The following is a 26,478-nucleotide window of genomic DNA, read 5'->3' on the forward strand; positions in this document are numbered from 1 at the left end:
TAGGATGATGGAAAGAAATCAGGACCATACCTCTGAAAGCCGGATGATCAAGGTAGTGATTGCCGATGACCACGTGTTATACCGGGCCGGCGTCAAAACTGCACTTGCGGCGAAGCCAGACGTCCGCATCGTTGCCGAGGCGGACAACGGCGTGCAGTTGGTTCACATGTTAAAGTACCAAAAACCAGACGTAGTACTGCTGGATATACAGATGCCCCTGATGGACGGGATTGGCGCCCTCCAGGAGATCAAACGCGATTTCCCCGACGTGAAAGTGGTCGTGCTTTCTATGCATGACGATAATTCTATGATTACCAGAATGATGGAGCTTGGGGCAAACGGCTATCTGACCAAAACGGCCGACCTGGAAGCGATTTACGAAGCGATCCGCAACTGTTATTATAATGAGTTCCACTTCAACGCCACGACGAATATGGCGTTGATCGACAACCTGCGTAATAAGAAACAGGCTATACAGGACGGCGCCAACCCCGAGGCCAAGCTGTCTGAAAAGGAAATTACCGTATTGAAACTCATGTGCGAAGAACGGAGCACCCGCGAGATCGCGGACATGGTGGACGCGAGCCCGCGCACCATCGAGGCGATCCGGGACCGCATCAAAGCCAAACTGAACATCAAAACCACGGCGGGTCTTATCTTATACGCGGTCAAACACAACCTTTTGGAGGGATAGCATTGTGGCCGCGCAATTGCTTTACGACCGTGAATTTTACCCCACAGACACTCCTTTAGCGGGCGGCGGCAGCCGGGGGCTGCGGTATGGCGACGGTTTGTTCGAAACCATCAAGGTCGCGGGCGGCCGGGTACTTTTGTGGCACTATCACGTCGAGCGGTTATGGCACGGCCTGACAACCCTGGGGTTTGACTTGCGCTGCACACCGTCCATGCTGGAGGCCGACGTCCTCGACTTGTGCGCCCGCAACGGGCACTCCGCCCTGGCAAGGGTGCGGCTCAATGTGTTCCGGGGGGAAGGCCTTTCGGATTGTCACTGTATCATCGAAACCTTCCCTTTGGTTTTGGAGGACAGGGCCCTGGAGATCGGGGTGTATCCTGATGGACGTAAGGCTTTCGATGTTTTTGCCAACCTGAAAAGCAACAATTACCTTGTTTATGTAAGAGCGGCCGACTGGGCACGCGCACAAGGGCTGGATGAGTGCCTGGTGCTCAACGCCTACGGGCGGGTGGCGGATGCGGCGACCAGCAATGTGTTTTGGGTACGGTCCGGTGAGATTTTTACACCGCCCTTGTCGGAGGCGGGTGTGGCGGGGGTTACGCGGCGGTACCTTGTAGAGCGCTTTCCCATCCGCGAGCAGCCGGTGTCGCCGGCGGACCTGATGACTGCGGAAGAGGTCTTTCTGACCAACGCGATCCGGGGTGTACGCTGGGTTACCCGTTTTGGCGCCGCGACGTATGGGCGATCGGTCAGTATCGAGCTGGCTAAAAGTCTGGAGCGCTAACGGATAAAAACGGGCTGGTGCAGGGCGGTGTCCGGATGCAGGCCCGTATACACTTCCAGCAATTTCTCCACGGCTTTTTCCCCCTGGGCGCCCAACGCGCGGGAGAAATCATTGACATAAAGATCGATGTGCTGGCGCATCACGGTCTCGTCCATTTCCTGGGCGTGTTCCCGGATGTAGGCGCTCAACCCGGGATAACGGTCGAAGGACCAGGCCACCGAACGCCGGATCAGTTCGTCCACCTGGCGGACAAGGGCGGGTTCGAGGCTGCGTTTAGCGACGATACCGCCCAGTGGGATGGGGTTGCCGGTGGTTTCTTCCCAGAATTGACCGAGGTCTGCAAGTTTGACCAGCCCCTTTTGCTGATACGTGAAGCGGTTTTCGTGGATGATCACCCCCAGGTCGGTTTCTCCTTCCAGGACCATCCGTTCTATATCGGAAAACAAAACGAACCGTTTGTGCTTTGCCTTTGGATAGGCCAGGGAAAAAAGCATGTGGGCGGTCGTGTTTTCCCCGGGGATGGCAATGGTCTTATGCTCGATCGTCGCCGGGTCGACGGGCGTCTTCGAAATGAGCAGGGGGCCAACGCCTTTACCCAGGGCACCCCCGGACTGAAGGACTTCGTACGTGCCGGTGATCAGGGGGAGTACGCCATAGCTGATCTTGGACAAGTCGAGCCGTCCCTCCATGGCCCAGCGGTTGAGCGTTTGCACGTCTTCCAGGTAAACGTCGAAGTCGAGTCCCCCGGTATCGATATGATGGTTAACCAGGGCGTCAAAGATAAAGGTGTCGTTGGGGCAGGGGGAAAATCCGAGCGTAAGTGTCATCGTTGTTCGTTTAGGAGTTGGGTGATCGCCTGTTGCAGGTTGGCCAGGGCCGGTGCTATCTTCCAGCGGGTCTTGTCCCGTTCGCCTATATAGTTGGACAGGGCCCGGACCTGGAGGAACGGGATGTTTTCTTTCAAACAGACATAGTGTAGGGCTGCGCCCTCCATGCTCTCCACCAGCGGGGCATACCGATCCTTATAATGGCGGATCCGGTCGGGACGGGTGGTGATCTCGCTGACCGAGATGCTCCGCCCGGTGGGCAAACCGGCAAAGCGGGTCAGGTGCGGGTTGGGCAAACGGCCGCCTTGGAAGGGCGGTTCGTTGGGATCCTGGAGGCCCAGGTCCCCGAGGTCCTTAAACTGTCCGTGTTCTTCCACACCCACATCTGCCAACACTTCCTCGGAAACGGCAATGACTTCGCCTAAGGAACGGGCGGGGTCGAAACAACCGGCGATACCGGCCTGGATCACCAGGTCGGGGGAATGAGTGGCGATGGCCCTGGAAAGATGGTAGGTCGCGGGCACCAGGCCGACCCCGGTAATAACGGGCCGGACGCCGGCGGGAGGCTGTTCCATGAGGGTTTTGAGCTCGAAAGACGTAGCGGCGGCCAGGAGGATGCGCATACACAAATTTACCCCATCTGTTGTACCTTTGCCAAAATTTTTAGGGAAGATGGTGTACTTGACGCGGGTGGAACATTTCAATGCGGCGCATAAGCTGTATAACCCCCGATGGAGCACCGCGCAGAATGAGGCGGTCTTTGGGAAATGCGCCAACGAGAACTGGCACGGCCACAACTATGAGCTGTACGTAACGGTGAAGGGCGAGGTCAACGAGGACACGGGTTTCCTGATGGATGTAAAGGTGTTGAGCGATCTTGTCAAAACACACGTATTGGACATCGTGGATCACCGCAACCTGAACCTGGATGTCCCGTTTCTAAAGGATAAGATGTGTTCCACCGAAAACCTGGCCAAGGGTATCTGGGCACAGTTGGCGCCGCACCTTCCGCAAGGCGTACGGCTGCACGCCATCAAGCTGTATGAAACCCCCAGGATCTACGTGGAATTTTTCGGAGAATAGATTATGAATACAAACCGAGTCGCCGTTTACAGGAGAGAGCACTTCAATGCGGCCCACCGCCTGCACAATCCCTCATGGGATGCGGCGACCAATGAACGCGTGTTTGGTAAGTGCAACCTGCCCCATTACCACGGCCACAACTACGAGCTGATCGTCAAGCTGACCGGGGTACCAGACCCCGACACGGGGTATGTCATGGACCTCAAGCGCCTGAGCGACCTGGTCCACGAGGAGGTGATTCAGCGCTTCGACCACAAGAACCTCAACCTGGATACGGTCGAATTCAGGGACCTCAACCCAACGGCCGAGCATATCGCCATGGTGATTTACCGTCTCCTGAGACCTCATATCCCGGTGGATTTGGATCTGGAGGTCACGCTTTATGAAACAGACCGTAATTTCGTGTCTTATCCAGCCTAAAATTCCTGCCATGGCCTACAAAAAGATCGAGCAATACGACGAAGCGGTTACCGAAGGACTAAAGGAGAATTACAAAGAGTGTCTGCATATGTTGGGCGAGGACCCCGACAGGGAGGGGCTCCTGAAAACCCCCGAACGCCTGGCGAAGGCCATGCAATTCCTGACACAGGGTTACGAGCAGGACGCTCACCAGATCCTGGAGTCGGCAAAGTTCAGGGAATCCATCAGCGAAATGGTGGTGGTCAAAGACATAGAACTCTATAGCCTTTGCGAACACCACATCCTGCCCTTTTTTGGCAAGGCACACATCGCCTATATCCCGAACGGGTACATCACCGGTCTGAGTAAGATCGCCAGGGTCGTCGACGTCTATGCGCGCCGGCTTCAGGTGCAGGAGCGCCTGACGACCCAGATCCTGGATGCCATCAAGGAAACCCTCAATCCCCTGGGGGTCGCGGTCGTGATCGAAGCCCAACACCTGTGCATGATGATGCGCGGTGTGCAAAAGCAAAACTCTGTGACGACGACCTCGGCCTTTTGGGGCGAGTTCGAGCGGGCGGAGACGCGGAGTGAATTTACAAAGCTGATTACGGCCGACCTGATATGAGGACGCCGGTTGCTCCTGACGTCACCGCGGTGTTGCCGGGCGACCTGCTGGCGCGGATTCGATCCGAGGCCGGCCCGTCCGAGGCGCTCGGCCGCCTGACGCCTGCGGCGGTTGCCTTACTGGTAGAGCAGGGATGGCTACGGCTGCTGATCCCCCGGTCCGTGGGCGGTCTGGAATACGACCTGCCCGACCTGCTGGCATTACAGGAAGCGGCGTCCTGGGCGGACGGGAGCTTTGGATGGGTGCTCGCGCTTTGCGGGGGCGCCGGTTTTTTCGCGGGATTTATCGAACAAGCGCTCGCAGTTTCGCTTTTTGGGCGGCCGGATGTTTGTGCGGCGGGGACGGGTTTTCCCGCAGGTTCCGCCACGGAGGTAGCGGGCGGTTATCTCGTGTCGGGACACTGGCGCTATGCAAGCGGGGCGCCGCATGCGACGCTATACACGGCCAACTGTCGGTTGATGCGAGACGGCCAGCCGTTGCGCGACGAACGGGGCGAGCCTTTGATCAGGGCGGTCATATTCCTGCCGGACCAGGTTACGCTGCAAGACGGCTGGCAAAGCCTTGGCCTAAAAGCCACGGCCAGCCAGGATATGGTGGTGCGGGAGGCCTTTGTGCCTTTTAATCGGAGCTTTGCGCTGGACAAACCCTTTCCACATGCATCCGGACCGTTATATGCCTATCCCTTTTTGCAACAGGCGGAGGCGGTTTTGAGCGTGACTATGCTCGGGATGGTGCGACATTTCCTGGACCTGTTCGGGGTGGTGGATGGTGCGCCCGACCTGGCCGGGGAGTTGGAACAAATGCGACAAAGGTTTTATGCAACCATAAGGGCTTCGTGGGCGTCACCCGGTGGGCCCGTCCCGCTGACAGAGGTGGGTAAGGTGGCGCGTGCCGCCGCAGCAACGGCCCTTCGCGTGGCGGACACGTTGTATCCTTACGGAGGCATGCGGATGATGCGTATGGGCACCGACATCAACCGGGTATGGAGGGATATTCATACCGCGAGCCAGCATACGTTGCTGTCGCCGTTACGTGATTAACCTTATTTTTGTCGCCCAAATGAAACGATTATGAAGCATGCGTATGTGTTCCCCGGGCAGGGTTCCCAATTCCCCGGGATGGGAAAGGCCTTATACGAAGGGCATACCCTGGCCAGGGATATGTTTGAGCAGGCCAATGACCTGCTGGGTTTCCGGATTTCCGATATCCTTTTCGAGGGTTCGGAAGAGGACCTGAAACAAACCCGGGTGACACAACCCGCCATCTTCCTGCACTCCGTGATCGCCTATGCGACCCTGGACCAACCCAAACCGGACATGGTCGCCGGTCATTCCCTGGGTGAATTCTCCGCCCTGGTGGCCGCAGGGGCCTTGTCTTTTGCCGACGGGCTTTTGTTGGTGGCGGCCCGTGCGGCAGCCATGCAAAAGGCTTGCGAGGTTCAGGCGTCTACGATGGCCGCGGTGCTGGCCCTTGACGACGAAAAGGTCGGGGACATCTGTGCGGCGGTGCAACAGGAAACAGGCGAAGTCGTCGTTCCCGCCAACTATAACTGCCCGGGTCAGCTGGTGATCTCCGGCAGCGTCAAGGGCATCGAAATTGCCTGCGAGCGCCTCAAGGCAGCCGGTGCCAAACGCGCGCTGGTGCTTCCTGTCGGAGGCGCGTTCCACTCACCATTGATGGCACCCGCCAAGGCCGAGTTGAATGCCGCTATCGCCCGGACAACGGTCAAAGCGCCGTCTTGCCCTGTGTATCAAAACGTGACCGCGGCCCCGGAAACGGACCCGGCCCGGATCAAACAAAACCTCGAAGACCAACTGACCGGCGCGGTCCGTTGGACGCAAAGCGTGGAAGCCATGGTGCGCGACGGCGCGACCCGCTTTACGGAAGTGGGCCCCGGTAAGGTTCTCCAGGGGCTGATCGCAAAGATCGCCAAGGGGGTAACTACAGACGGGGTACAGTAAGGTTGCAGTTGTGCCAGCCGGCCTCTATATCGGCGCCGTATTTCTTGTAGAATTGGATGGTGGGCTCGTTCCAATCAAGGACCTGCCAGGTCATACCCGAGAAGCCTTTCTCTTCGGTTTCCTGGATCAGGCGGTCGAAGAGCAGCCTTCCTGCGCCAAGGCCGCGTTTTTCATGCGTGACGATGAGGTCTTCGAGGTAAAGACGTTGTCCCCTCCAGGTGCTGTAGCGGATATAGTAAAGGGCGAAGCCGATGACATGGCCGTTCTCTTCGGCGACAAAAGCCCACCAGACGGGATGGGGCCCAAAGCCGCTGTCTTCCAGGTGGGAGAGGGTGGCGGTAATGGTACCGGGTGGTGCTTTTTCAAATTCAGCCAGCTCTTCGATCAGTTCCATTATACGCGGGCAGTCTTCGCGCGCCGCGTGGCGTATTGTCAGGCTCATAAGGCTTGTTCCAGGTCTGCGAGAATATCGGGGGCATTTTCGATGCCGACGCTCATGCGGATGAGGCCGTCGGTGATGCCATATTGTTCCCTTTTCTCCTTCGGAATACTAAAATGGGTCATGGAAGCGGGGTGACAAAGCAGGGTGTCGCAGGTACCCAGGGACACCGTGCGCGTGCACATCTTCAAACGGTTGATAAAGGATACGCCGGCCTGCAGGCCACCTTTCAGTTCGAAGCTGAGCATGCCCCCGTGCCTGCGCATCTGGCGGGCGGCGATGGCGTGCTCCTTGTGGGAAGCCAGTCCCGTATAATTAACGCGGGCAATGGCGGGGTGGCGCTCCAGATAGGCGGCGACGGCTTCGGCGTTGTCACAGTGGCGTTCCATCCGGAGTTCGAGCGTTTTCAGGCCGTTGATCAGCAGGAAGGCGTCGAAGGGGTTGGCGTTACCGCCCAGCAGCTTCAGGGTCTTGAAGACCGGTCCTTTCATGCGTTCGACGTCCCGCCCGAGCAGGATGCCGCCGATGGCGGTGCCATGCCCGTTGAGGAATTTGGTGGTGGAGTGCATGATGAAGTCCACGCCATACCGGAAGGGCTGCTGCAGATAGGGCGTAGCAAAAGTATTGTCGCAGGCGACAGGACAGTTGTAGCGCCGCGCCAGGGCCGTCAGCGCGGCGATGTCCACGCACTGCATGGTGGGATTGGCAGGCGTCTCCAGGTAGAGAAGGCGAATGGAAGGATCGCTTTTAAAAACGGCCTCCGCCTTATCCAGGTCGCGGAGATCGGTGATGACGGCGTCTACGCCCAGACCGGGGAGGAGGCCTTCCATCAGTTCCTGGCTACCGCCGTACAGCGAATAGTGAGACAAAATCTTGTCGCCTTTTTTCAGGACGGACAGCAACAGGGTACTGAGGGCTGCCATCCCGGACGCATGAAGAAGGCCTTTGACGCGGAGGGGCCCGCCATCGGGTCCCGTTAACCCAAAGGCTTCCAGCGCGGCAATCTTCTCTTCCGCTTCGGTAAAGGTGGGGTTGCCCCAGCGTGAATAGATGTACCCGTCTTCTTCCCCGCTAAAACGGCGCATACCCTGCTCCGCGCTTTCGTAGACGTAGGTGCTGGACGCATAGATGGGTACGAGGTGGGCGTAAGCTGAATTGGGCTCATGCCCGCTGTGGACGGCTGTAGAGCCGAAACCGGCGGGGTGGAAGGACGTGTCTGACATAAAAATCTTATTGCGGGGAATAGGCCCATTTCACCAGGATCGATCCCCAGGTGAAACCGCCACCAAAGGCGGCCAGTACGAGCAAATCCCCTTTTTTCAATTGTTGTTCGTAGTCCCAAAGACAAAGCGGAATGGTCCCGCCCGTCGTGTTCCCATAGCGTTGGATATTGATCATGACCTTCTCGGGGGCCAGGTCCATCCGGTGGGCCGTGGCGTCGATGATGCGCTTGTTGGCCTGGTGCGGGACAAGCCAGGCAATATCCTTTTCCGTGAGTTGGTTGCGTTCCATGATCTGGAAAGCGGCGTCGGCCATCTCCGTGACGGCGAATTTAAATACGGTCTTTCCTTCCTGGTAGGCGTAGTGCATGCGGTTGGTGACCGTGTCCACGGTGGCGGGGTGAAGGGAGCCGCCGGCCTTCATGTGAAGGTAGGGGGCGCCGCTGCCGTCGCTTTTAAGGATGGTATCCAGGACACCGAGCCCTTCGGTGTCGGGTTCCAGCAACACCGCGCCGGCCCCGTCTCCAAAGATGATGCAAGTGGCCCGGTCGGAATAATCAACGATCGCGCTCATTTTGTCCGCGCCGACCACGACGACCTTTTTGTAGCGGCCGGACTCGATGTACATAGCGCCCGTGCTCAGGGCGAACAGAAAACCGGAACAGGCGGCGCTGAGGTCAAAGCCCCAGGCATTCCTGGCGCCGATCTTGTCGCAAACCAGGTTGGCGGTGGAAGGGAAAACCATGTCCGGGGTAACGGTGCCGACAATCAGGCAATCGATCTCCTCCGGGGTTATGCCTCTTTTGGCGCAAAGCTCCCGGACTGCCGGGACGATCATATCGGAAGTAGCCAGTCCTTCACCCTTGAGAATTCTTCGCTCTTCAATACCGGTACGGGTCCTGATCCATTCGTCCGTCGTATCTACCATCTTTTCCAGTGCTGCGTTCGTAAGGCGGTATTCAGGTACATATCCTCCTACTGCCGTGATCGCGGCGGTGACTTTTTGCATAGAATCTGTTTAATCAATGACCTGTATATGAAAACAGGGATCAAAAGTAAGGAGAAATGGGGTATTTTTGACCTTTAAGCAAGGGCGCCGATATGATTGCTTATCTGAAGGGAATTTTTACGGTAAAGACACCCACAATGGTCCTCGTCGAGGTCCAGGGTATAGGTTACGAGGTCAATATCAGTCTGCACACCTATTCCAGGATACAAGGCCTGGAACAAGGGACCCTGCTTACGTGTCTCCTGATCCGGGAGGACGCACACATCCTCTATGGTTTTTCCGAGCAGGAAGAAAAAGACCTCTTCCAGCACCTGATCGGTGTTTCGGGTGTGGGTGCCGCTACCGCCCGCATGATGTTGTCCTCCCTTCCACCTTCTGAAATCACCCGCGCCATCATACAGGGGAACGAACCGCTCCTGGAACGGGTAAAGGGGATCGGCAAAAAAACAGCCCAGCGGCTTGTCCTGGAACTAAGAGACAAGCTGGGCAAAAAGGGAAGCCCGGTGCTCCCGGGGCCAGATATTCCCGCTTCGCTACACAATACGGCACAGGATGACGCGTTAAATGCACTTCTGGCCCTGGGAATAGCCCGTTCCGCCGCCGAAGGAGCCCTTCGAAAGGCGGTACAGGCGGAAGGAGAGGAGGCAGGGGTGGAAAACTTGATCAAGCGTGCCCTACAGGTCTTATAATATTTCGTGAAAAACAGCTTAGAGAATTTGACCCGTACACGACAGCACCTTGTCGTGTCCTTGTTGCTTATCACCTTTTTAACTTGCTTACCCAGCCTACACGCCTGGGCAGGCGGGCGTGAAAAATGGGCTCAACCAGACACGACTATACTGCCGGCTTCAAAGGATACCCTCCACTATCCTATTGAAGACAGGAGAGGGGACCCTTTTTCGGTGACTTCGCTTCCAGGGATCAACCTCCGCGACCCCTCCAACATCAGAGACTCCATCGTTTACGACCCTGTTACCAACCGTTATTTCATCTACGAAAAGGTGGGCAAGACCTATTACCGGATGCCGACCTCCTATACCTTCGATGAGCTCTTCAAGATTCTCAGCGACCAGTCGGAACGGGATTATTTCCAGCAGCGGGCGGACGCCCTTAGCGCGTTGAACCGGAACATCAACGACCCGAACCTGCAAATCCACCCCAGCTTTTTCAACCGTATTTTTTCCACCACCGGTATTCCCAAACTGGACTACAAAACCCAGGGGTTGATCGACGTCCAGGTGGGGTATATGGGTCAGCGCATCGACAACCCTACCTTACCGGAGCGGGCAAGGTCCAACGGCGGTTTCGACTTTAACCTGAACGCCAACGTCAACGTCAACGCCAGCATTGGCGACAAGCTGAAGCTGCCCATCCAATACAACACCCAGTCCTCCTTCGACTTCGAAAACCAGCTCAAGCTGGAGTACCAGGGGACGACCGACGACATCATCAAAAAGATCGAGGCGGGGAACATTAATTTCACAACCAAAAGCGCCTTGATCCCCAGCGTTCAATCCCTTTTCGGGATCAAGGCACAGTTGCAATTCGGGAAATTGTTCGTGACGGCGGCCATTGCCAACCAAAAGGCGGCCACCCAATCGATCACCCTCCAGGGGGGCTCCGCTTCCCAGACTTTCGACCTGAAATCCAGCCAGTACGACGTCAACCGGAACTTCCTGCTCGCCCAATACTTCGTCAACAACTTTAACAAGGTCATGTCCACCGCCCCGGTCGTCACCTCCCAGGTCAACATCCTGCGGCTGGAAGTCTGGGTGACCAACCGCCAGGGTGCATCCCTGAACAACCGCATCGTGGTGGGGCTGGCGGACCTGGGGGAAAACCAACCGTCCAATACGGCGGTGGTCCATTCGCTGACCACATCGCCCTTCCCGTCAAACGGCGCCAACAGCCTATACGGATCGGTTACCTCGAACACTGCTTTCCGGGATGTCACGAGGGTCGGCAGCCAGTTACAGTCCCTGGGCCTCAGCCAGGTCACGGACTATGAGCAGGTGTATGCACGCAAGCTGAATACGTCGGAATATTACTTTAATCCCAATGCCGGTTTTATCTGTGTCAACACCCAGCTCCAGCCCAACGACGTGCTGGCGGTGGCGTACCAGTATTCCTACAACGGGAAGGTGTACCAGGTAGGGGAATTCTCGACGGACGTGACTCCCGATACTTCTGCGTCCAATGCCGGGAACCAGCAGACCCTTTTCCTGAAGCTGCTCAAGGCGACCGCACCCCGGCCCGCCCTGCCGATCTGGAACCTGATGATGAAGAACGTCTATTCACTGGGAAGCGGAACGCTCCAGCAACAAGGTTTTGTACTGAACGTGCTGTACGACCAGCCGGGTGGAGGCGCCAAGACTTATGTTCCTTTCGGGGATGCCAGCCAGAAGGGGGTACCCCTGATCAGCGTGTTGGGGTTGGACCGGCTCAACAGCAACAACGATCCCCAACCGGATGGGGTATTTGACTTTATCCCCAACTTTACCGTCCTGCCCCAGTTTTCCAAGATTATCTTTCCCGTGCTCGATCCTTTCGGCAAGGACCTGGCGTCGCGCATCTATCAAACCATCCCGCCCAACGTCCGGGATACACTTTTTTATACCCTGTATGATTCTTTACAATGGGTCGCCCAGCAGTCGCCGCAACTGGATCGCTTCGAATTGAAGGGCTCCTTTAAGGGGACGTCTTCCAATACGGTCAGCTTAGGTGCCTTCAACATACCGCCCGGTTCGGTCGTGGTCACATCGGGTGGGACGACCTTGAAGGAGAACCAGGACTACCTCGTCGACTATAACCAGGGGCAGGTCAAGATCATCAACCAGGCGATCCTGAACTCCGGGGTGCCGGTCAACGTGTCTTATGAAAACAACGGATCGTATGGTCTCCAGCAGCGGAACTTCATGGGGTTGCGGTTTGACTATATGGCCATCAACAAGCCCAACAAACAGCTTGCGCTCGGGGCCACTTTCGAAAAACTGGCGGAAAGACCCTATTATATAAAGGTGCAATACGGGGAAGACCCCATCGACAACGCCATGCTCGGCGTGGACGCCAACTATAAATCGGACTTCCCGCGGATGACGAAATGGCTGAACAACCTTTACCAGACGACCGCGCCCTCCACCATACAGGCCCAGGGTGAAATCGCCAAATTGATCCCGGGGCACCCGCCCCAGATCGGGAGGGGCTCCAGCGGGGCGGTGTACATCGACGACTTCGAGGCTTCTTCCAGCGGCGTGGACCTGAGGTTCCCGTTCACCAGCTGGGCAACGGCCAGCACGCCCTATGGCGCCGTAAACGTTTCAAACGGGAGCCTTATGTTCCCCGAGGCCGGGCTCAACGACAACCTGGATTATGGAAAGAACAGGGCACGCATGGCCTGGTATAATATTGAGACCACCCTCCAGGACCCGAACAGCACCAATAACCCGGTCAGGGGTAACATCGCCTCCCTCTCCGATTCCCGGACGAGGGCCCTGTCCTACCAGGAGCTTTTCCCTCAGCAGACCACCGACATCGGGCAGAACCAACTGGTGTCCTTCGACATGGCGTACTATCCGTTCCAGCGTGGTCAATACAATTTCGACGCCGCCCAGGGGGACGTAGACGTCAATGGGAACCTGACCAACCCGAAAAGCCGCTGGGGGGGGATCATGCGTTCCCTGGACCAGACCGACTTCGAAACCGGAAACATCGAGTACATCGAATTCTGGCTGCAAGACCCATACGCGATGGACGTCTCCGGTGCCTCTCCCGACAGCGGACGCCTTTATTTCAACCTGGGGAACATCAGTGAGGACATCCTTAAGGACGGTAAGCACTCTTTTGAAAACGGCCTGAATACGCCGGCCAACCCCGCCCCTGAAGACACATCGGTCTGGGGGAAGGTACCCCGCAACCCGATCCAGATCACCAATGCCTTTAGCAATGACCCCGGGGAACGGCCGTTCCAGGATATAGGCCTCGACGGGATCAACGATACGGCCGAGCAAATACTGCATCAACCTTATCTGAACGCGCTCCAACTCCGGGGTGTCAGCCCCGCGGCCCTGCAAGCGGCCACCGCGGACCCGTCTTCCGACGACTATGTGCACTACAGGGATGCACGCTATGATGCCTACAACGCCAGCATCCTGAACCGGTACAAGCTCTATAACAATACGGAAGGGAACTCCCCCGTCGTCAACTCCAACGCCACCTATTCCACGGCAGCCACGCTTTACCCGGACAACGAGGACCTTAACGGGGACAATACCATGAATACGGATGAGGAGTACTTTCAGTACCACGTGGACCTGCAACGGCCTAGTAGTCTGCGCATGCAGGTGGGAACAAACTTTATCACCGACAAGCGCAACGTCACGGTCACCCTGGCCAATGGTAATTCCAAGACCGAGGTTTGGTACCAGTTCCGCATACCCGTGGAGTCGTATGAAACAAAGGTGGGCAACATCCCCGACTTCACGTCTATCCAGTTCATGCGGATGTACATGACCGGCTTCTCGGACACCGCGGACGTCCTGCGTTTTGCGGAGCTTGAATTGGTCCGTAACCAGTGGCGCCAGTTTAACTACAATGTAGACTCCAGCGGTCAATACGAACCTATATCGAATACGACGACGACTTTTAATATCACGGCCGTCAATATCGAACAAAACGACCAACGCACTCCCATCCCTTACGTGATACCCCCCGGTGTCCAGCGGCAGCAGACCCTCAGTTCCAACAACGTGACCCTGCTCCAGAACGAACAGTCCATGAGTTTGCAGATCTATAACCTGCAGCCTTCGGACGGACGTGCGGTCTATAAGACGACCAGCCTCGACCTGCGGCGGTACAAACGTATGCAGATGTTTCTCCACTCGGAAGCGGCGCAGGGCCTCCTGCTTCAAAACGGTCAGACCTCCGCCGTCATCCGTATCGGGCAGGATTTCGTCAACAACTTCTACGAGATAAAAATACCGCTGCAGGTTACCCCGCAGAATGGGAGTTATCCCGACACCGCCGTCTGGCCGACGGCCAACAACCTCGACGTCATGCTGGACGACCTGGTGCAGCTAAAATTGCGCAGGGGAAGCCGGCCCGTGACCACGAAGTATACGGAAGCCCTGTCGACAGGCGTCACCTATTCCGTGATGGGGGTACCCAACCTGGGACAAGTGAGCGGGATACTGATCTCCATCCAGAACAACAGCAGTAGCGTTGTCTCCACCGAAGTCTGGGTGGACGAACTCCGGCTCACCGAATTGGACGAGAAGGGCGGATACGCCGCCCAGGGTAGGGTGGACGTGCAGCTTGCCGACCTCGGCCACATCAGCGCGTCGGGTAGTATCAAGACCGTAGGCTGGGGAACCATCGATCAAAGCATAGAAGAGCGGTCCCTATCGACGACGACCCAGCTGGACATCTCTTCGACCCTGGAGCTTGGTAAACTCCTCCCCAAAAAGGCGGCGATCTCCGTGCCCTTCTTTGCGGACTATTCCCAGGCCGTCAGTACGCCCAAATACGACCCCTTTGACGAGGACGTGCAGCTGAGCGAAAAGCTCAGCCAGGTGTCCGGCAAACACGCCAAGGACTCGATCAAGAACTATGCGGTCGAGGTACAACAGATCAGTACCATCAATTTTACAAATGTCAAAAAACTAAAAACCGGGGGTAAGAAGCCAAAGCTGCTGGATATTACCAACTTTGACTTTAGTTTTTCGTTTACGGAGAGCAAACACCACAGCCCTACCTTGTCGGAAGACTTCCTAAAGAAATACTACGCGGGTATCGGGTATACTTATAATGGTCAGCCCAAATTCTGGACGCCTTTCAAAAAGATAAAGTCCAAGTCGCACTGGCTGGACATGGTCAAGGATTTCAACCTGAACGGCCATCCCACGTTGCTCCTTTTCCGGGAGGATGTCAACCGGCAATTCGGTGCCCAGCAGGCCAGGAATATCCTTGTGCCCGGGGTCACCGACTCGAACGTTTACCAGATCCCGGAAACCTACAACAAGTATTTCACCATTGCCAAGACGTACGGCCTGGGTTGGGACTTTACCAAATCCATCAACGTGTCCATCCAGGCCCTGGACAGTGCGCGTGTGGATGAACCGGACGGCCGCATCAACAACGGCCATAAAAAGGACAGCGTATGGCGCAATTTCTTCAAGGGGGGGCGCAACACGATGTGGCGGCAGTCGACAAACATCACCTACACGTTGCCCACGCTCAAGTTGCCCTTGATCGACTGGACCAATATATCCGTGGGGTATAGCTCGATGTACCAATGGACGGCGGCCAGCCAGTTGCAGCAGGAACTCGGGCTCAACTACGGGAATACCATCCAGAACTCTTCCTCGCGGAATCTTAAGGTGACCATGGATATGCGCAAGCTGTATGACAAGCTGCACTTCTTCCGGGACATGGACCGCCTGGACGCCGCGACGGCCACACCCGCTCCGCCCAAGCGCGATACGGCCAGCGCCAAATCGAAACGGCCGCCCTCACAACCTCCGGGACCCAAGGTGTCGCGCCTTGCCCAGAACAAGGCCGCGCAATTCTTCGGGCGCATCCTTACCGCGGTGAAGATGGTGGGCATCGACTATTCCGAAAACTATTCGACCTACCTGCCCGGGTTTACGGACAGCGCCGTCGCCTTTGGTGGGGACTGGAAGACGGGGGCACCCGGTCTGCCCTTTGTGTTCGGTGCCCAACCCAATGCCGCCTGGCTGGAAAATGCCGCCTATAAAGGATGGCTGACCAGGGATACGTCCTTTAACCAGATGCTCAACCAAAGCTTCCAGCAAACGCTGAATGCCAATGCTACCCTGACCCCCTTCCGGGACGTAACCATCGACCTGACCATCAGCAAGTCTTTTCAAAAGAGCTATTCGGAACTGTTCAAGGACACCCTGGGCAACGGCGACTTCTCCCACCTGACGCCCTACGCCAGCGGTGGTTTTACCGTGTCCTATATCGCGCTGAAAACCTTGTTCAAGCCGTTTAACCCGAACGTGACGTCCCAGACCTTCCTGAACTTCCAAAACTACCGGACCGCGTTGTCCAAACGCCTGGGCATGGAAAACCCGTACAGCCTGGGTTATTTCCCGACAGGAGGATACTACTTAGGATACGGTCAATATGCGCAGGATGTGCTGGTCCCTGCCTTTATCGCCGCCTATACCGGCCAGGATCCCAATAAGATTGCCCTTTTAGGTCAACAAAACAAAAACATCAAGACGGACCCCTTCGCTGGCTACAAACCCATGCCCAACTGGAAGATCACCTACAACGGGTTGACGCGTATCCCCGCCATCGGTGACCTTTTTAGAAGCATCACCCTGACCAATATTTATACAGGCAGCCTGGCGATGAATGGCTTTGGCACCAACCTGACCTATGACGACCCCATGGGGTACGGATGGCCGGGATTTATCGATACGATCTCGCACAGTTTTGTGCCCTTCTTTTACGTACCCAATACGACGATTACCGAACAGTTTAACCCGTTGATCGGGATCGACGCCACCACCAAAACCGGGGCGAACATCCACTTCAGCTATGTCAAAGGGCGGTCGGTGAGCCTTAGCCTGGTGGACTACCAGGTGAGTGAAGTCCATAATTCCGGCTTCACGCTGGGCGGGACGTATCGGAAGAAGGGGATCGTGCTGCCCTTCAAGGTGCCTTTCACCAGCAAGGATACCCATCGCCTGGACAACGACCTGACCTTTAAGCTGGACCTCAGCATCCTCAACAACTCCACCTCCAACAGCGTCCTGGACCAAAACCTGACCACGCCCGTGGCGGGGAATAAGACGATCAAGATCCAACCCGCGGTGGACTATGTGATCAGCAAGAAGGTCGACGTGCGGTTGTATTATGACCGCACGCGGATCATCCCGTATATATCTTCGTCGCCGCCGTCGAGCTTAACGCGGATGGGATTTGAGTTTAAGATCAACCTGGCGCAGTAGCTAAGGGCGCCACAGGCGCCCTGCCCGAAGGGCCATCATTAGCGGTGTTGCGGCGGCGGCCTAAATTGTCCGCTTAGGCCGCCGCCGCAACACTACTTTCTATACATGTACATGGAGTTCGCCTGTTGCGTACACGTCAGCACAAGATCATTGATGCAGACGTGCGCGGGCAGCGTGGTCGTATAGTAGATCACGTCCGCCACGTCTTCGGCCACCAGGGGCTCGATACCGGTATACACCGAGTCGGCGGTCGCCTTGTCGCCCTTGAAACGGACCATGGAAAACTCGGTCTCCACCGCACCGGGATGGATAGCCGTCACCTTGATGCCGTGTCTGAGCAGGTCGATCCGCATGGCCTGGCTTAAGGCACCCACCGAGAATTTGGTGGCGCAATAGACATTCCCTTTTTCATAGACTTCCTTACCCGCGGTGGACCCTAAGTTGATGATATGGCCTTTCCCGCGGGCGGTCATAAAAGGAAGGACGGCCCGGGTGACGTACAAAAGCCCTTTAACGTTCGTATCGATCATGGTCTCCCAGTCGTCCATCGAGGCTTCATCAAAAAAGTCACGGCCAAGGGCCAGCCCCGCATTGTTGACCAGCACGTCGATGTTTCTCCATTCGGGAGGGAGCGACCCCAGTGTGTCTGCAACCGCCTGTTTGTCCCGCACGTCGAGGACCAGCGGCAGGATGTGGTCGCCCTTCAGCGCTTCCAGCCTGTCGGCCCTTCTCCCGGTGACGATCACGTCATATCCTTCCGAGGCGAACTTTTGAACACAAGCGGCACCGATGCCGGAGGTGCCCCCTGTAACGAGAACGATCTTATTCATAAGTTGTCATTGTTTATACACATAAGCCAGGTATTCCAAAAGGATCCTGCCCGAGGCTTCACGGGCTTCCCACATACCCATGTGGGCGGTGCCCGCGAGGATGTGAAAAAATGTCGTGGGTGCCAGGGCTGCCTGGCGAAGGCTGTCGGCCAGCGGGACCGCATTGTCTTGCGCGCCCGCGATCAGGAGTACCGGTACGGTGCTGCCGGTCAAAACGTGGGTGCGGTCCGGCCGTTGAAGCATCGCTTCGTAGTAACCTATAAGAGCCTCAGGCTGGAAGTGATCGCCTCTTTGCAGGAGGGCGGTTACCTCGCCGGCGTGCGTTGCCTTAAAGGCGTCCGCAAACAGGTTGGGCGTCGATTGTTTGATAAAAAGGGCCGCGCCGTTTTCGCGGATAAACGCCTGCCCCCGTTTGCGCGTTTGTATTTTCTCCGGTGTATCGGCAAAGGCGGTCGAGTGGAAAAGCCCAAGACCGGCCACGAAATCAGGGTAGGCTTCGGCAAAGGCGAGCGCCACATAGCCGCCCATCGAATGACCGATGACCACGGCGCGGTCGATGCGCTCATGGACCAGGAGGGTATGGAGCAGGCCGGCAAAGGATTCCATGGAGGGCTCGCCGGCGCCGGGAGGCTCGCCGGGTCCAAGGGGTGACAACCCGCTCCCCGGCCAGTCGGGCGCGATCACCCGGTAGTGAGGCGCGAGAAGGGCCACCTGGTGTTTCCACAGGGTGCTGTCTTCGGCAAAGCCATGTAACAGAACGACCACGGGACCCTTGCCGGTGTCCTCGTAGGTGAGGGGTGTGTGGCTTAGTGTTTTTTCCATACCCGTTTTTTGACGCGTACAAAAATACCGGTGGCCAGCGCGATCACCGTCCAGGCCAGTGCCAGGAAGCTCAGCCAGTCGCCTATTTGCACAAACAGCGTTTTTCCCTCCAGGGGAGGAACGTGCATTTTGATCACCGAGGCCACGTCATAGGGTTGTGCCTGATAGACCTGGCCCAGGGGGTCGATAAAACAGGAGATACCGGTGTTGGCGCTCCGGGCTACCCAGCGCCTCGTCTCGATCGCCCGGAGCCGCGCGTATTGCTGGTGCTGACGGTAACCCTGGGTATCCCCCCACCAGCCGTCGTTGGTGATGATGGTGAGGATATTGGCCCCGTTCCGGACATAACCGGTCACGTAAGCGCTATAGATGCTTTCATAGCATATAATGGGGCCAGCCCGGTATCCCGCGGGGGAACGGGAAAAGACGGTCCGTTCCGTACCGCGGCCAAGAGTGCCGCTGGCACCGCCCATGTCCAGTGAAAATTTCTCCAGGAATCCAAACAACCAGGAATAGGGAACAATCTCGGCCCCGGGAACGAGTTTGCCTTTGTGGTAATATTCGATGCCCTGGCCCGTATCGAGCTGGAGGGCGGTGTTGTATTCTTCATAGTGAATGCCGGTGGCGGGATCGATCCGCATGGCGGGGGTGCTGGTGTCGGCGGGCAGTCTCCGCTCCCCCGCAAGACCGGTCACGAGGCGGATACGAGGATGTCTTTGCAGAAAGTCCCTGAGGGGTTGCAACACGGGGACGTGCCAGAAGCGCGATTCGTCGACTTCGAAGGGGATGGCCGTCTCCGGCCAGACGACAAGGCTGGTCGTCGTGTCAATGAGCGAATCGCTCAGGGTGATGAGCTTTTGCAACTGTTGGATTTCCGTACCCGACTCGAACTTTTCATTGTACGGGTCGATGTTGGGCTGGACGACGACAACGTCGGGTCCGTTCAGGGGGACGGCTTTCAAACCGGACCGGTAAAACCGGATACCGGTGGAGACGACAAGGGGCACGGCCAGGGCGAGCGCTACGGTCCTCCAGGAACGGAGACGGGCAACGCCTGTTTGTAAAGCCCGGAAGACGAGCATGTTGACCACCCATACCCAAACCGTTCCCCCGGAGGTGCCTGTCCACTCATACCATTGTACCCACCGGGGCTGGCCCGCAAAGACGTTGCCTAAGGTGAGCCACGGCCAGCTCAGCTCCCATTGGAGGTGGATGTACTCGAAAGCCAGCCAATAGGCGACGAGGGAAATGTACCCCGCCGTCTGGCCAAACCTTCTTTTGGTTTTCCAATACCCGATCCAGGGAACGGACATGACCAGGGCGTTGAGCACATTGGCCATGACCCCGCTGACGGGTACGGTGGTGTTGCCTACCCACCAGGTCGTGGCGGCATTCCAGAGGAGCAGGCTAAGGTAGGTCCATCCCCAGAACCTCAGGAGACGGGTGCTCCTTGCTTCCAGCGCGAGGAGGGGTACCCAGGCTACAAAGACCAGAAAGGTCAGGGGAGAGGTCGGCCAACAGGCCCATAACAAGACACCCGATATTACTGAGAGAAATACCGGGTGTTGCCAAAAGCTGCTCTTATGCATATCCTTAGCGATGATAATTGGGTGCTTCTTTGGTGATTTCCACGTCGTGGGCGTGGCTTTCTTTCATGCCGGCATTGGTGATCTTGACAAAGGTGGCCTGTTGAAGGGCTTCCATATTTGCCGCCCCGCAATAACCCATTCCCGCCCGGAGGCCACCGGTAAACTGCTGGACGACCTCCGTCAGGAAACCTTTATAGGGAACCCTGCCTTCGATGCCTTCGGGCACCAGTTTCTTAATGCCGTCTTCCACATCCTGGAAGTAACGGTCCCCGCTGCCTTGTTGCATGGCGCCGATGGAACCCATACCCCTGTATTGTTTGAACTTTCTGCCCTCATAAATGATGGTTTCGCCGGGGCTTTCTTCCGTCCCCGCAAAGACGCTGCCCATCATCACGACGTCGGCACCGGCGGCCAGCGCCTTCACCATGTCGCCCGTGTACCGGATGCCACCGTCGGCGATCACCGGGATGCCGAGTGGTTTGAGGGCAGACGCGGCTTCCATGATGGCCGTGAGCTGGGGAACACCGGTCCCGGCGACAATGCGGGTCGTACAGATAGAACCGGGGCCTATCCCGACCTTGACGGCATCCGCTCCGGCTTCCGCGAGGGCTTTTGCCCCTGCAGCGGTCCCCACGTTGCCGGCGATGACCTGCAACTTCGGAAACGACTTCTTCAAGGTGCTCAGGGCTTCCATGACCCCCCGGGAATGGCCGTGGGCACTGTCCAGGCAAACCACGTCCACCCCTACATGTTGCAAGGCGGCGGCACGGTCGAGCATATCCGCAGTAATGCCGAGTGCGGCCCCGGTCAGGAGACGCCCGTAGGTATCTTTTACGGCGTTGGGATGGCTTTGCACCTGGAGGATGTCCCTGTAGGTGATCAGCCCCACCAGGGTGCCGTCGTTTTTGATCACGGGGAGTTTTTCAATCTTATGGTGCCTCAGGATGACGGCCGCACCCTTGAGGTCGGTGCCCTCAGGGGCGGTGATGAGGTTTTCAACGGTCATCACTTCACGGACCTTCCGGCGTGTATCCTCTTCGAAGCGAAGGTCTCTGTTGGTCAGGATACCTGACAGCTTACCGACATTATCGACGATGGGTATGCCCCCGATCTTATTCTCCTTCATCAACCGGAGGGCGTCTCCTAAGGTGGCGTCCTCGTGAAGGGTAATCGGGTCGATGATCATGCCGCTCTCGCTGCGTTTGACCTTTCTGACCTGTTCCGCCTGTCTGTCAATGGGCATATTCTTGTGGAGAATCCCGATCCCTCCTTCCCTGGCGAGGGCAATGGCCAGGTTGGCTTCGGTGACCGTATCCATGGCTGCGGACAGCATGGGTACGTTGATGGTGATGTTGCCCGTAAGCCTGGAGCGGATGTCCACTTCCCGGGGAAGAACCTGGGAATAGGAAGGCATCAGGAGCACATCATCGAAGGTCAGACCTTCACCAAAAAACCTGGAATGGAGAGAATCCGTGTCGGAGGGAATATTTATTGTCGCCATGTGCAAAGGTATGGTAAAATAGGTATACGAGCCAAATGAGGGGCTTGCTGGCGGTCAGAAGATAAGCCTGTAGCGGTTTCCAGGGAGAGCCTCTATGGCCTGTTCTAACTCCAGCTCAAGGAGGCGTGCCGCCAGCTCCGCGGAAGATAACCCGGTACGCTCCAGGAGCTCGTCCAGGTGGATACTGTCTCTGTCCCGTAGAAGGTCCAGGAGGGGATGAATGCTTGTCACCGGTTTGGTCTTGGGTGTAGGTGTTTCCCAGCCCAACATCCGCGCGATGTCTGCACCCCCGGTCACAAGGGCCGCGACGTTGTCGCGGACAAGGGCGAGGCATCCCTGGCTACGGCCGTCTGTGACCCTTCCCGGAAGGGCGAAAACCTCGCGGTGATACCCCTTGGCCAACTCTGCGGTAATCAGGCTTCCGCCTTGCGAACGGGATTCGACGACGACCGTAGCCACTGCCATACCGGCGATAATGCGGTTCCGCATGGGAAAATGAAATGTTTCGGGACCCTGATCCTGTCGATATTCGGTAAGCAGACCGCCTTTGTCAAGCATCGATGCGGCCAGCAAGCGGTTGCCTTCGGGGTAGATCCTTTGTAAACCGTGTCCCAGGACGCCGACGGTGGGCAGGCCGTTATCCAGAGCCGCCCGGTGTGCCCAGGTGTCGATCCCATCCGCTAGTCCACTGACGATAAGGACGTCGCAGGAAGCCAGTTCCCCGACCAGCGACCGCACCATCTGTTGGCCATAAGAACTCGGTGTCCGGGTACCTACAACGGCCAATATGCGTTGATGGTTGAGATCCGCAATGCCCTTGTAATACAATATGGGAGGGGCGTCGGAGCATTCAAGAAGCTGCGCGGGATACCTCGGGTCCCCCGGACAATATATCCCGATGTTGTGTTTCCTGGCGAATGTAAATGTGCGATCCACCGCTTTAAAATTGTCAAATTCCGGCAGGAGGCCCGAACGGAACACGGCAGCGGCCGAGGAAAAATGGTCGAGCAGTTGCCGGTGCCGCCGCGGCCCGATGCCGGGAACCATGGTCAGCGCGACCCGGTAATACAATTCGTCTTCCGGAAGCATAGCCCCCAAAGAACGCGTCTTAATTGGAAACAACCGACAATTCCGTCCGGCGGTTGAGTGCCCTGCCGGCTTCGGTCGCATTGTCGGCGATGGGGTGGGTGGCCCCATACCCCTTGGCGGCCAATCGATAAGGGGCCACGCCGTGGGTCATGAGGTAATTGATCACGGAAATCGCGCGGGCGTTGGACAGTACCATATTATCCTTATCCTGTCCCACATTATCGGTATGCCCGCTGATCTGGATCTTGAGCGTGGGGTTTTCCTTCATCAGCGACACCACCTCTTCGAGCTCGACGATGGATTCGGGTTTCAGGTCGAACTTCTTCGTGTCGAAAAAGATATTTTTCAGCACGATGGCGGCGCCCGTTTCCAGGGGTTGTAACGGGATATCGACCTCGTAGGTGGAGTCAGGCGCTTTTCCGGTAAAGTCGAAATGGGCGGAGTAAAAAAGATACCCTTTCCGGTGGACGCTAAAGGCATATTCCTTGCCCACGGGCAGGGTGATGAGGTAGTTTCCCTCTTCGTCCGTCTGCGCCCGGGCGATGGCCTGGCCACCGTGCAGGTCGGTGAGGTCGACGCCGGAGGGCAAGCCTTCCCTGGTCTTTTTGTCAAAAACTTTACCCTTGACCCAAAGCGTCCGGAAGGGGCGGATGCTGTCCCTCACTTCGAAAGTATAGATGTCAAGACCACCCCGGGTATCGCTTCTGTCGGCGGCGTAGTAAGCCGTTTTGCCGTCGGCGGCGATCGTCAGCGCGCCTTCATTGTCGATCGTATTGATGGGGTATCCCAGGTTCATGGGTTTGCCCCAGTGTCCCGTGGAGTCCTTGCGCACGACAAAGAGGTCGGTGCCTCCATAACCGGGAAGACCGTTGGACGTGAAATAAAGGGTCTGGTTATCGGCATGTATGAACGGGCAGCTCTCGTCTCCTTTTGTATTGATGTTGGTCCCCAGGTTTTGGGGATTGCCCCAGGCGCCGTTGGGCAGGCGGTGGCTGACCCAGATGTCGCTCCCTCCAAAACCGCTGGGGTCGCGGGCTGCAAAATACAGGTCGCGTTTGTCGGGGGAAAGACTGGGTTGTGATTCCCAGAATTCGGTATTGATGGGCTCGCCAATATTCATCGGCGTAGACCACCCTTGTTTGGTGCGCAGGGCGTAGTAAATATCACAGCTGCCAAAGCCATCCGGCCGGTTGCAACCGGTGAAGACGAGCATTTTGCCATCCTGGGAAATATTCTGGGCGCCCTCGTTGTCGGGGGTATTGATGTCGCCTTCCAGGGGTCTGGCGAGGCTCCATTTGCCGTCGGGCCCCCGGTGGCTTTCATAAAAGTCCTCGTTGTTGCCGTTGACGTTGCGGGTAAAAATGAGGGTATTCCCGTCCAGGGTAAGCGACGGGAGGTATTCCGATGCCCGGGTATTGACGCTGTCCCCTAAGTTAACGGGGGCAAAAACATAATTGGACAAATGCTGTTCCTTCGCCATGTCCAGGGCAAACTGGTAGGTCCGTTGGCGGTACATCGCGGCGCCCTGTGCGCGGTCGTTGAGGTGGGGGATGGTCAGGTAACGGGTGACGGCCTGCAGGGCTCCCTGGAAGTCTCCGGTTCCGGCCAGGGAAATGGAGTAGGGGAGGTCCATGTCGAAGAAATAAGCCGTGTCCATGGACCGGGCCTTATTGTATTCCGCCACCGAGGATGTGTAGTCTTTTATATCGGCGTATATGCCCGCTTTGGTCAGGTGGGCGTTGATATAGCTGCTGTCTATGTCGAGGGCCCTGTCGAGGTATTCGAGGGCCTTTTTCCGGTCGTTATTGGTAGATAACTCGTTGAGGGCCATGTTGTACCAGTCTACAGCCTTCCGGTTGACCCTGTCGGGATCGTAGGTTTGTTGTGCGTGGGCGCCGGCGAAAACCGACCAGTAAAGTATAAAAATGAGCAGGGATTTCATCAGGGGACGTGAATGAATTTGTGAACCTGGGCGGAAAGGGTCCATTGAGGGTTGGCCTTTATATAGTCTACGATCAGGGGGGTCATTTCTTCGGCCCGGCTCCATTCCGGTTGCAGGAAAAGACGACACTCAGGGGAGACAAGGGCGGCATAGCGGGTCGCCCATTCGAAGTCGTGCCGGTTGTACACGACGACTTTAAGCTCATCGGCCTTCCCGGTTACTTCCGGCAGGGGCGCCTTGAACTTTTTGGGAGACAGGCAGATCCAATCCCATTCCCCGCTGAGGGGAGATGACCCCGAGGTTTCGATATGGGTCCGGAACCCGGCCTGGCGGAGGGCCTTTGTCAGGGGACCGCAGTCGTGCATCAGGGGTTCGCCCCCCGTGACCACCGCGATGCGCCCGGGTTGGGCCGCCGCTTCATGCACCAGGTCCCCGACGCTGCGCAACGGGTGCCGGGCGGCATCCCAGCTGTCTTTGACGTCGCACCAGACACAACCGACGTCGCATCCCCCCAGGCGGATGAACCACGCGGCACGGCCCTGGTAGGCGCCTTCACCCTGGAGGGTGTAGAACGACTCCATCACCGGCAAAAGAACCGAAGTGTCTGCTGTGGCGATCATGGGGCAAAGGTACCGAATCCCCGGGGACTTCACGGCTTTGTGCGCCCCAGGTACGCCAGGTACGTGTTTTTCATCAGTGCTGCCCGGGTCATGGGACCCACGCCACCAGGCACCGGGGTAATATAAGAGGTGTGGGGTGCTACGTTATCAAAATCCACATCCCCCTTCAGGGAGAAACCGCTTTTTTTCGAAGGATCGGAGACCCGGGTGGTGCCCACGTCGATGACAATGGCGCCCGGTTTAACCATTTCCGCGGTCACGAAACCGGGTTTGCCCAGGGCAGCCACAACGATATCTGCTTGAAGACAAAGTTCTTTTATATTGGGTGTTGCGGAGTGGCAAAGGGTAACGGTACAGTTGCCGGGATAGGTGTTCCTACTCAAGAGTATGCTCACCGGTGTCCCTACGATGCCGCTCCGGCCGATGACCACGGCGTGCTTGCCTTTTGTCTCGATTTTGTAGTGCTCCAGGAGCATCAGGATCCCGAAGGGTGTGGCGGAAATGAAGGTGGGCAAGCCCCCGACCATCCTGCCGACACTTTCGGGGTGAAACCCGTCCACGTCCTTGGCCGGGTCGATGGTGTCGATCACCTTGTCCGGGGAAATGTGTTTGGGCAGCGGGAGCTGAACAATGATGCCATCAATTTCGGAGTCCTTATTCATCCGCCGGATTTCGGCCAGCAATTCGTTTTCTTGAATACTTGATGGAAACCTTTGGAGCGTCGATCCAAAACCGATCTCTTCGCAATCCTTTACTTTGGCGGCGACATACGTTTCACTGCCGCCATCATTGCCTACCAGGATCGCGGCCAGGTGCGGTGCCCGCATTCCTTTGTCCGTCAGTTCTTTAACCTTTTGAGCCAGGTCGTCCCGTACTGCCTGGGAAACCAGTCTTCCGTCGATTTTTTGCATGGCGCGAAGGTACGGGCTTTGCGTGAAAAAATGCGTATTTCAAAATTCTTGAAAACCCAGCAAAATAAAGTATCCTAGAAGAAACCGATGGACATAAATGCAGCATATTAATTAACTGGATTGTCTATTCAGGAGACGGTATTAACATATTTTT

22 protein-coding genes are annotated in these 26,478 nt (G+C 57.1%); 9 read left to right on the forward strand and 13 right to left on the reverse strand.

All coding sequences use genetic code 11. From position 1 onward, the window contains the following. Positions 1 to 4: 4 nt before the first annotated feature. Both EDB95_RS17320 and EDB95_RS17325 read left to right on the forward strand, forming a co-directional pair. A complete protein-coding gene (locus EDB95_RS17320; RefSeq protein WP_246073724.1) occupies positions 5 to 694 on the forward strand; it encodes a response regulator transcription factor in 690 nt (229 codons plus the stop codon). A gap of 16 nt (positions 695 to 710) precedes the next feature. After that, entirely contained in the window at positions 711 to 1,478 is a 768-nt protein-coding gene (locus tag EDB95_RS17325; RefSeq protein ID WP_162852657.1) for an aminotransferase class IV, read from the forward strand. Here the strand turns inward: EDB95_RS17325 and EDB95_RS17330 are convergent. Both EDB95_RS17330 and mqnB read right to left on the reverse strand, forming a co-directional pair. After that, a complete protein-coding gene (locus tag EDB95_RS17330; RefSeq protein WP_133995302.1) occupies positions 1,475 to 2,305 on the reverse strand; it encodes a 1,4-dihydroxy-6-naphthoate synthase in 831 nt (276 codons plus the stop codon). The two genes, EDB95_RS17325 and EDB95_RS17330, sit on opposite strands and share 4 nt — an antisense overlap. Further along, on the reverse strand, positions 2,302 to 2,928 hold the full coding sequence (gene mqnB / locus EDB95_RS17335; RefSeq protein ID WP_133995304.1) for a futalosine hydrolase: 627 nt from the start codon (positions 2,926 to 2,928) through the stop codon (positions 2,302 to 2,304). Before mqnB ends, EDB95_RS17330 begins: the two co-directional genes overlap by 4 nt. Before the next feature lie 49 nt (positions 2,929 to 2,977). On the opposite strand from mqnB, the gene EDB95_RS17340 reads away from it, so the two are divergent. The 5 genes from EDB95_RS17340 to fabD are packed head-to-tail and all read left to right on the forward strand — an operon-like array spanning position 2,978 to position 6,376. After that, on the forward strand, positions 2,978 to 3,388 hold the full coding sequence (locus EDB95_RS17340; protein ID WP_133995306.1) for a 6-pyruvoyl trahydropterin synthase family protein: 411 nt from the start codon (positions 2,978 to 2,980) through the stop codon (positions 3,386 to 3,388). A 3-nt stretch (positions 3,389 to 3,391) separates the two neighbouring features. Further along, positions 3,392 to 3,808: a 6-pyruvoyl trahydropterin synthase family protein gene (locus EDB95_RS17345; protein ID WP_133995308.1), complete on the forward strand. Its 417-nt coding sequence runs from the start codon at positions 3,392 to 3,394 to the stop codon at positions 3,806 to 3,808. Between the two features lie 10 nt (positions 3,809 to 3,818). Then, positions 3,819 to 4,415, forward strand: a complete 597-nt coding sequence (folE, locus tag EDB95_RS17350; protein WP_133995310.1) for a GTP cyclohydrolase I FolE — start codon at positions 3,819 to 3,821, stop codon at positions 4,413 to 4,415. Next, the gene (locus tag EDB95_RS17355; protein WP_133995312.1) at positions 4,412 to 5,455 is read left to right on the forward strand and encodes an acyl-CoA dehydrogenase family protein; all 1,044 of its coding nucleotides are present in this window, start codon (positions 4,412 to 4,414) and stop codon (positions 5,453 to 5,455) included. The genes folE and EDB95_RS17355 overlap by 4 nt, the downstream gene beginning before the upstream one ends. A 30-nt stretch (positions 5,456 to 5,485) precedes the next feature. Continuing rightward, positions 5,486 to 6,376 (forward strand): ACP S-malonyltransferase, encoded by an 891-nt coding sequence (gene fabD, locus EDB95_RS17360; RefSeq protein WP_133995314.1) that lies wholly within the window; start codon positions 5,486 to 5,488, stop codon positions 6,374 to 6,376. Here the strand turns inward: fabD and EDB95_RS17365 are convergent. Genes EDB95_RS17365 through EDB95_RS17375 form a run of 3 tightly spaced genes read right to left on the reverse strand, consistent with a single transcriptional unit; the run spans position 6,357 to position 9,044 of the window. Further along, complete coding sequence (locus EDB95_RS17365) at positions 6,357 to 6,818, reverse strand: GNAT family N-acetyltransferase (protein WP_133995316.1); 462 nt, start codon at positions 6,816 to 6,818, stop codon at positions 6,357 to 6,359. The two genes, fabD and EDB95_RS17365, sit on opposite strands and share 20 nt — an antisense overlap. Beyond that, positions 6,815 to 8,038 carry a trans-sulfuration enzyme family protein gene (locus EDB95_RS17370; protein WP_133995318.1) on the reverse strand — a complete coding sequence of 408 codons (1,224 nt, stop codon included), beginning with the start codon at positions 8,036 to 8,038 and terminating at the stop codon, positions 6,815 to 6,817. Before EDB95_RS17370 ends, EDB95_RS17365 begins: the two co-directional genes overlap by 4 nt. A gap of 7 nt (positions 8,039 to 8,045) precedes the next feature. Further along, positions 8,046 to 9,044 (reverse strand): beta-ketoacyl-ACP synthase III, encoded by a 999-nt coding sequence (locus EDB95_RS17375; RefSeq protein WP_133995320.1) that lies wholly within the window; start codon positions 9,042 to 9,044, stop codon positions 8,046 to 8,048. 92 nt (positions 9,045 to 9,136) lie between these two features. Here EDB95_RS17375 and ruvA point away from each other — a divergent pair, with 92 nt between their 5' ends. Both ruvA and sov read left to right on the forward strand, forming a co-directional pair. After that, complete coding sequence (gene ruvA / locus EDB95_RS17380; RefSeq protein WP_133995322.1) at positions 9,137 to 9,733, forward strand: Holliday junction branch migration protein RuvA; 597 nt, start codon at positions 9,137 to 9,139, stop codon at positions 9,731 to 9,733. Between the two features lie 213 nt (positions 9,734 to 9,946). Beyond that, positions 9,947 to 17,020: a T9SS outer membrane translocon Sov/SprA gene (sov, locus tag EDB95_RS17385; RefSeq protein ID WP_162852658.1), complete on the forward strand. Its 7,074-nt coding sequence runs from the start codon at positions 9,947 to 9,949 to the stop codon at positions 17,018 to 17,020. A gap of 92 nt (positions 17,021 to 17,112) precedes the next feature. On the opposite strand, the gene EDB95_RS17390 is transcribed toward sov, so the two are convergent. From EDB95_RS17390 to EDB95_RS17425, 8 genes are read right to left on the reverse strand one after another with little or no spacing between them, the layout of a single operon-like run. After that, positions 17,113 to 17,850, reverse strand: coding sequence for an SDR family NAD(P)-dependent oxidoreductase (locus EDB95_RS17390; protein WP_133995326.1), 738 nt, complete (start codon positions 17,848 to 17,850; stop codon positions 17,113 to 17,115). 6 nt (positions 17,851 to 17,856) lie between these two features. Then, a complete protein-coding gene (locus EDB95_RS17395; protein WP_133995328.1) occupies positions 17,857 to 18,672 on the reverse strand; it encodes an alpha/beta fold hydrolase in 816 nt (271 codons plus the stop codon). Beyond that, complete coding sequence (lnt, locus tag EDB95_RS17400; RefSeq protein ID WP_133995330.1) at positions 18,657 to 20,261, reverse strand: apolipoprotein N-acyltransferase; 1,605 nt, start codon at positions 20,259 to 20,261, stop codon at positions 18,657 to 18,659. The genes EDB95_RS17395 and lnt overlap by 16 nt, the downstream gene beginning before the upstream one ends. Before the next feature lie 4 nt (positions 20,262 to 20,265). Beyond that, positions 20,266 to 21,762, reverse strand: a complete 1,497-nt coding sequence (guaB, locus tag EDB95_RS17405) for an IMP dehydrogenase (RefSeq protein WP_133995332.1) — start codon at positions 21,760 to 21,762, stop codon at positions 20,266 to 20,268. A gap of 54 nt (positions 21,763 to 21,816) precedes the next feature. After that, complete coding sequence (dprA, locus tag EDB95_RS17410) at positions 21,817 to 22,851, reverse strand: DNA-processing protein DprA (RefSeq protein ID WP_162852659.1); 1,035 nt, start codon at positions 22,849 to 22,851, stop codon at positions 21,817 to 21,819. Between the two features lie 19 nt (positions 22,852 to 22,870). Next, on the reverse strand, positions 22,871 to 24,793 hold the full coding sequence (locus EDB95_RS17415) for an OmpA family protein (protein ID WP_133995336.1): 1,923 nt from the start codon (positions 24,791 to 24,793) through the stop codon (positions 22,871 to 22,873). Further along, on the reverse strand, positions 24,793 to 25,413 hold the full coding sequence (locus EDB95_RS17420; protein ID WP_246073728.1) for a 7-carboxy-7-deazaguanine synthase QueE: 621 nt from the start codon (positions 25,411 to 25,413) through the stop codon (positions 24,793 to 24,795). Before EDB95_RS17420 ends, EDB95_RS17415 begins: the two co-directional genes overlap by 1 nt. Before the next feature lie 29 nt (positions 25,414 to 25,442). Then, a complete protein-coding gene (locus EDB95_RS17425) occupies positions 25,443 to 26,324 on the reverse strand; it encodes a bifunctional 5,10-methylenetetrahydrofolate dehydrogenase/5,10-methenyltetrahydrofolate cyclohydrolase (RefSeq protein ID WP_133995338.1) in 882 nt (293 codons plus the stop codon). Positions 26,325 to 26,478 lie beyond the last annotated feature (154 nt).

It is taken from the genome of Dinghuibacter silviterrae (assembly GCF_004366355.1).
In the GTDB taxonomy this organism is placed as follows: domain Bacteria; phylum Bacteroidota; class Bacteroidia; order Chitinophagales; family Chitinophagaceae; genus Dinghuibacter; species Dinghuibacter silviterrae.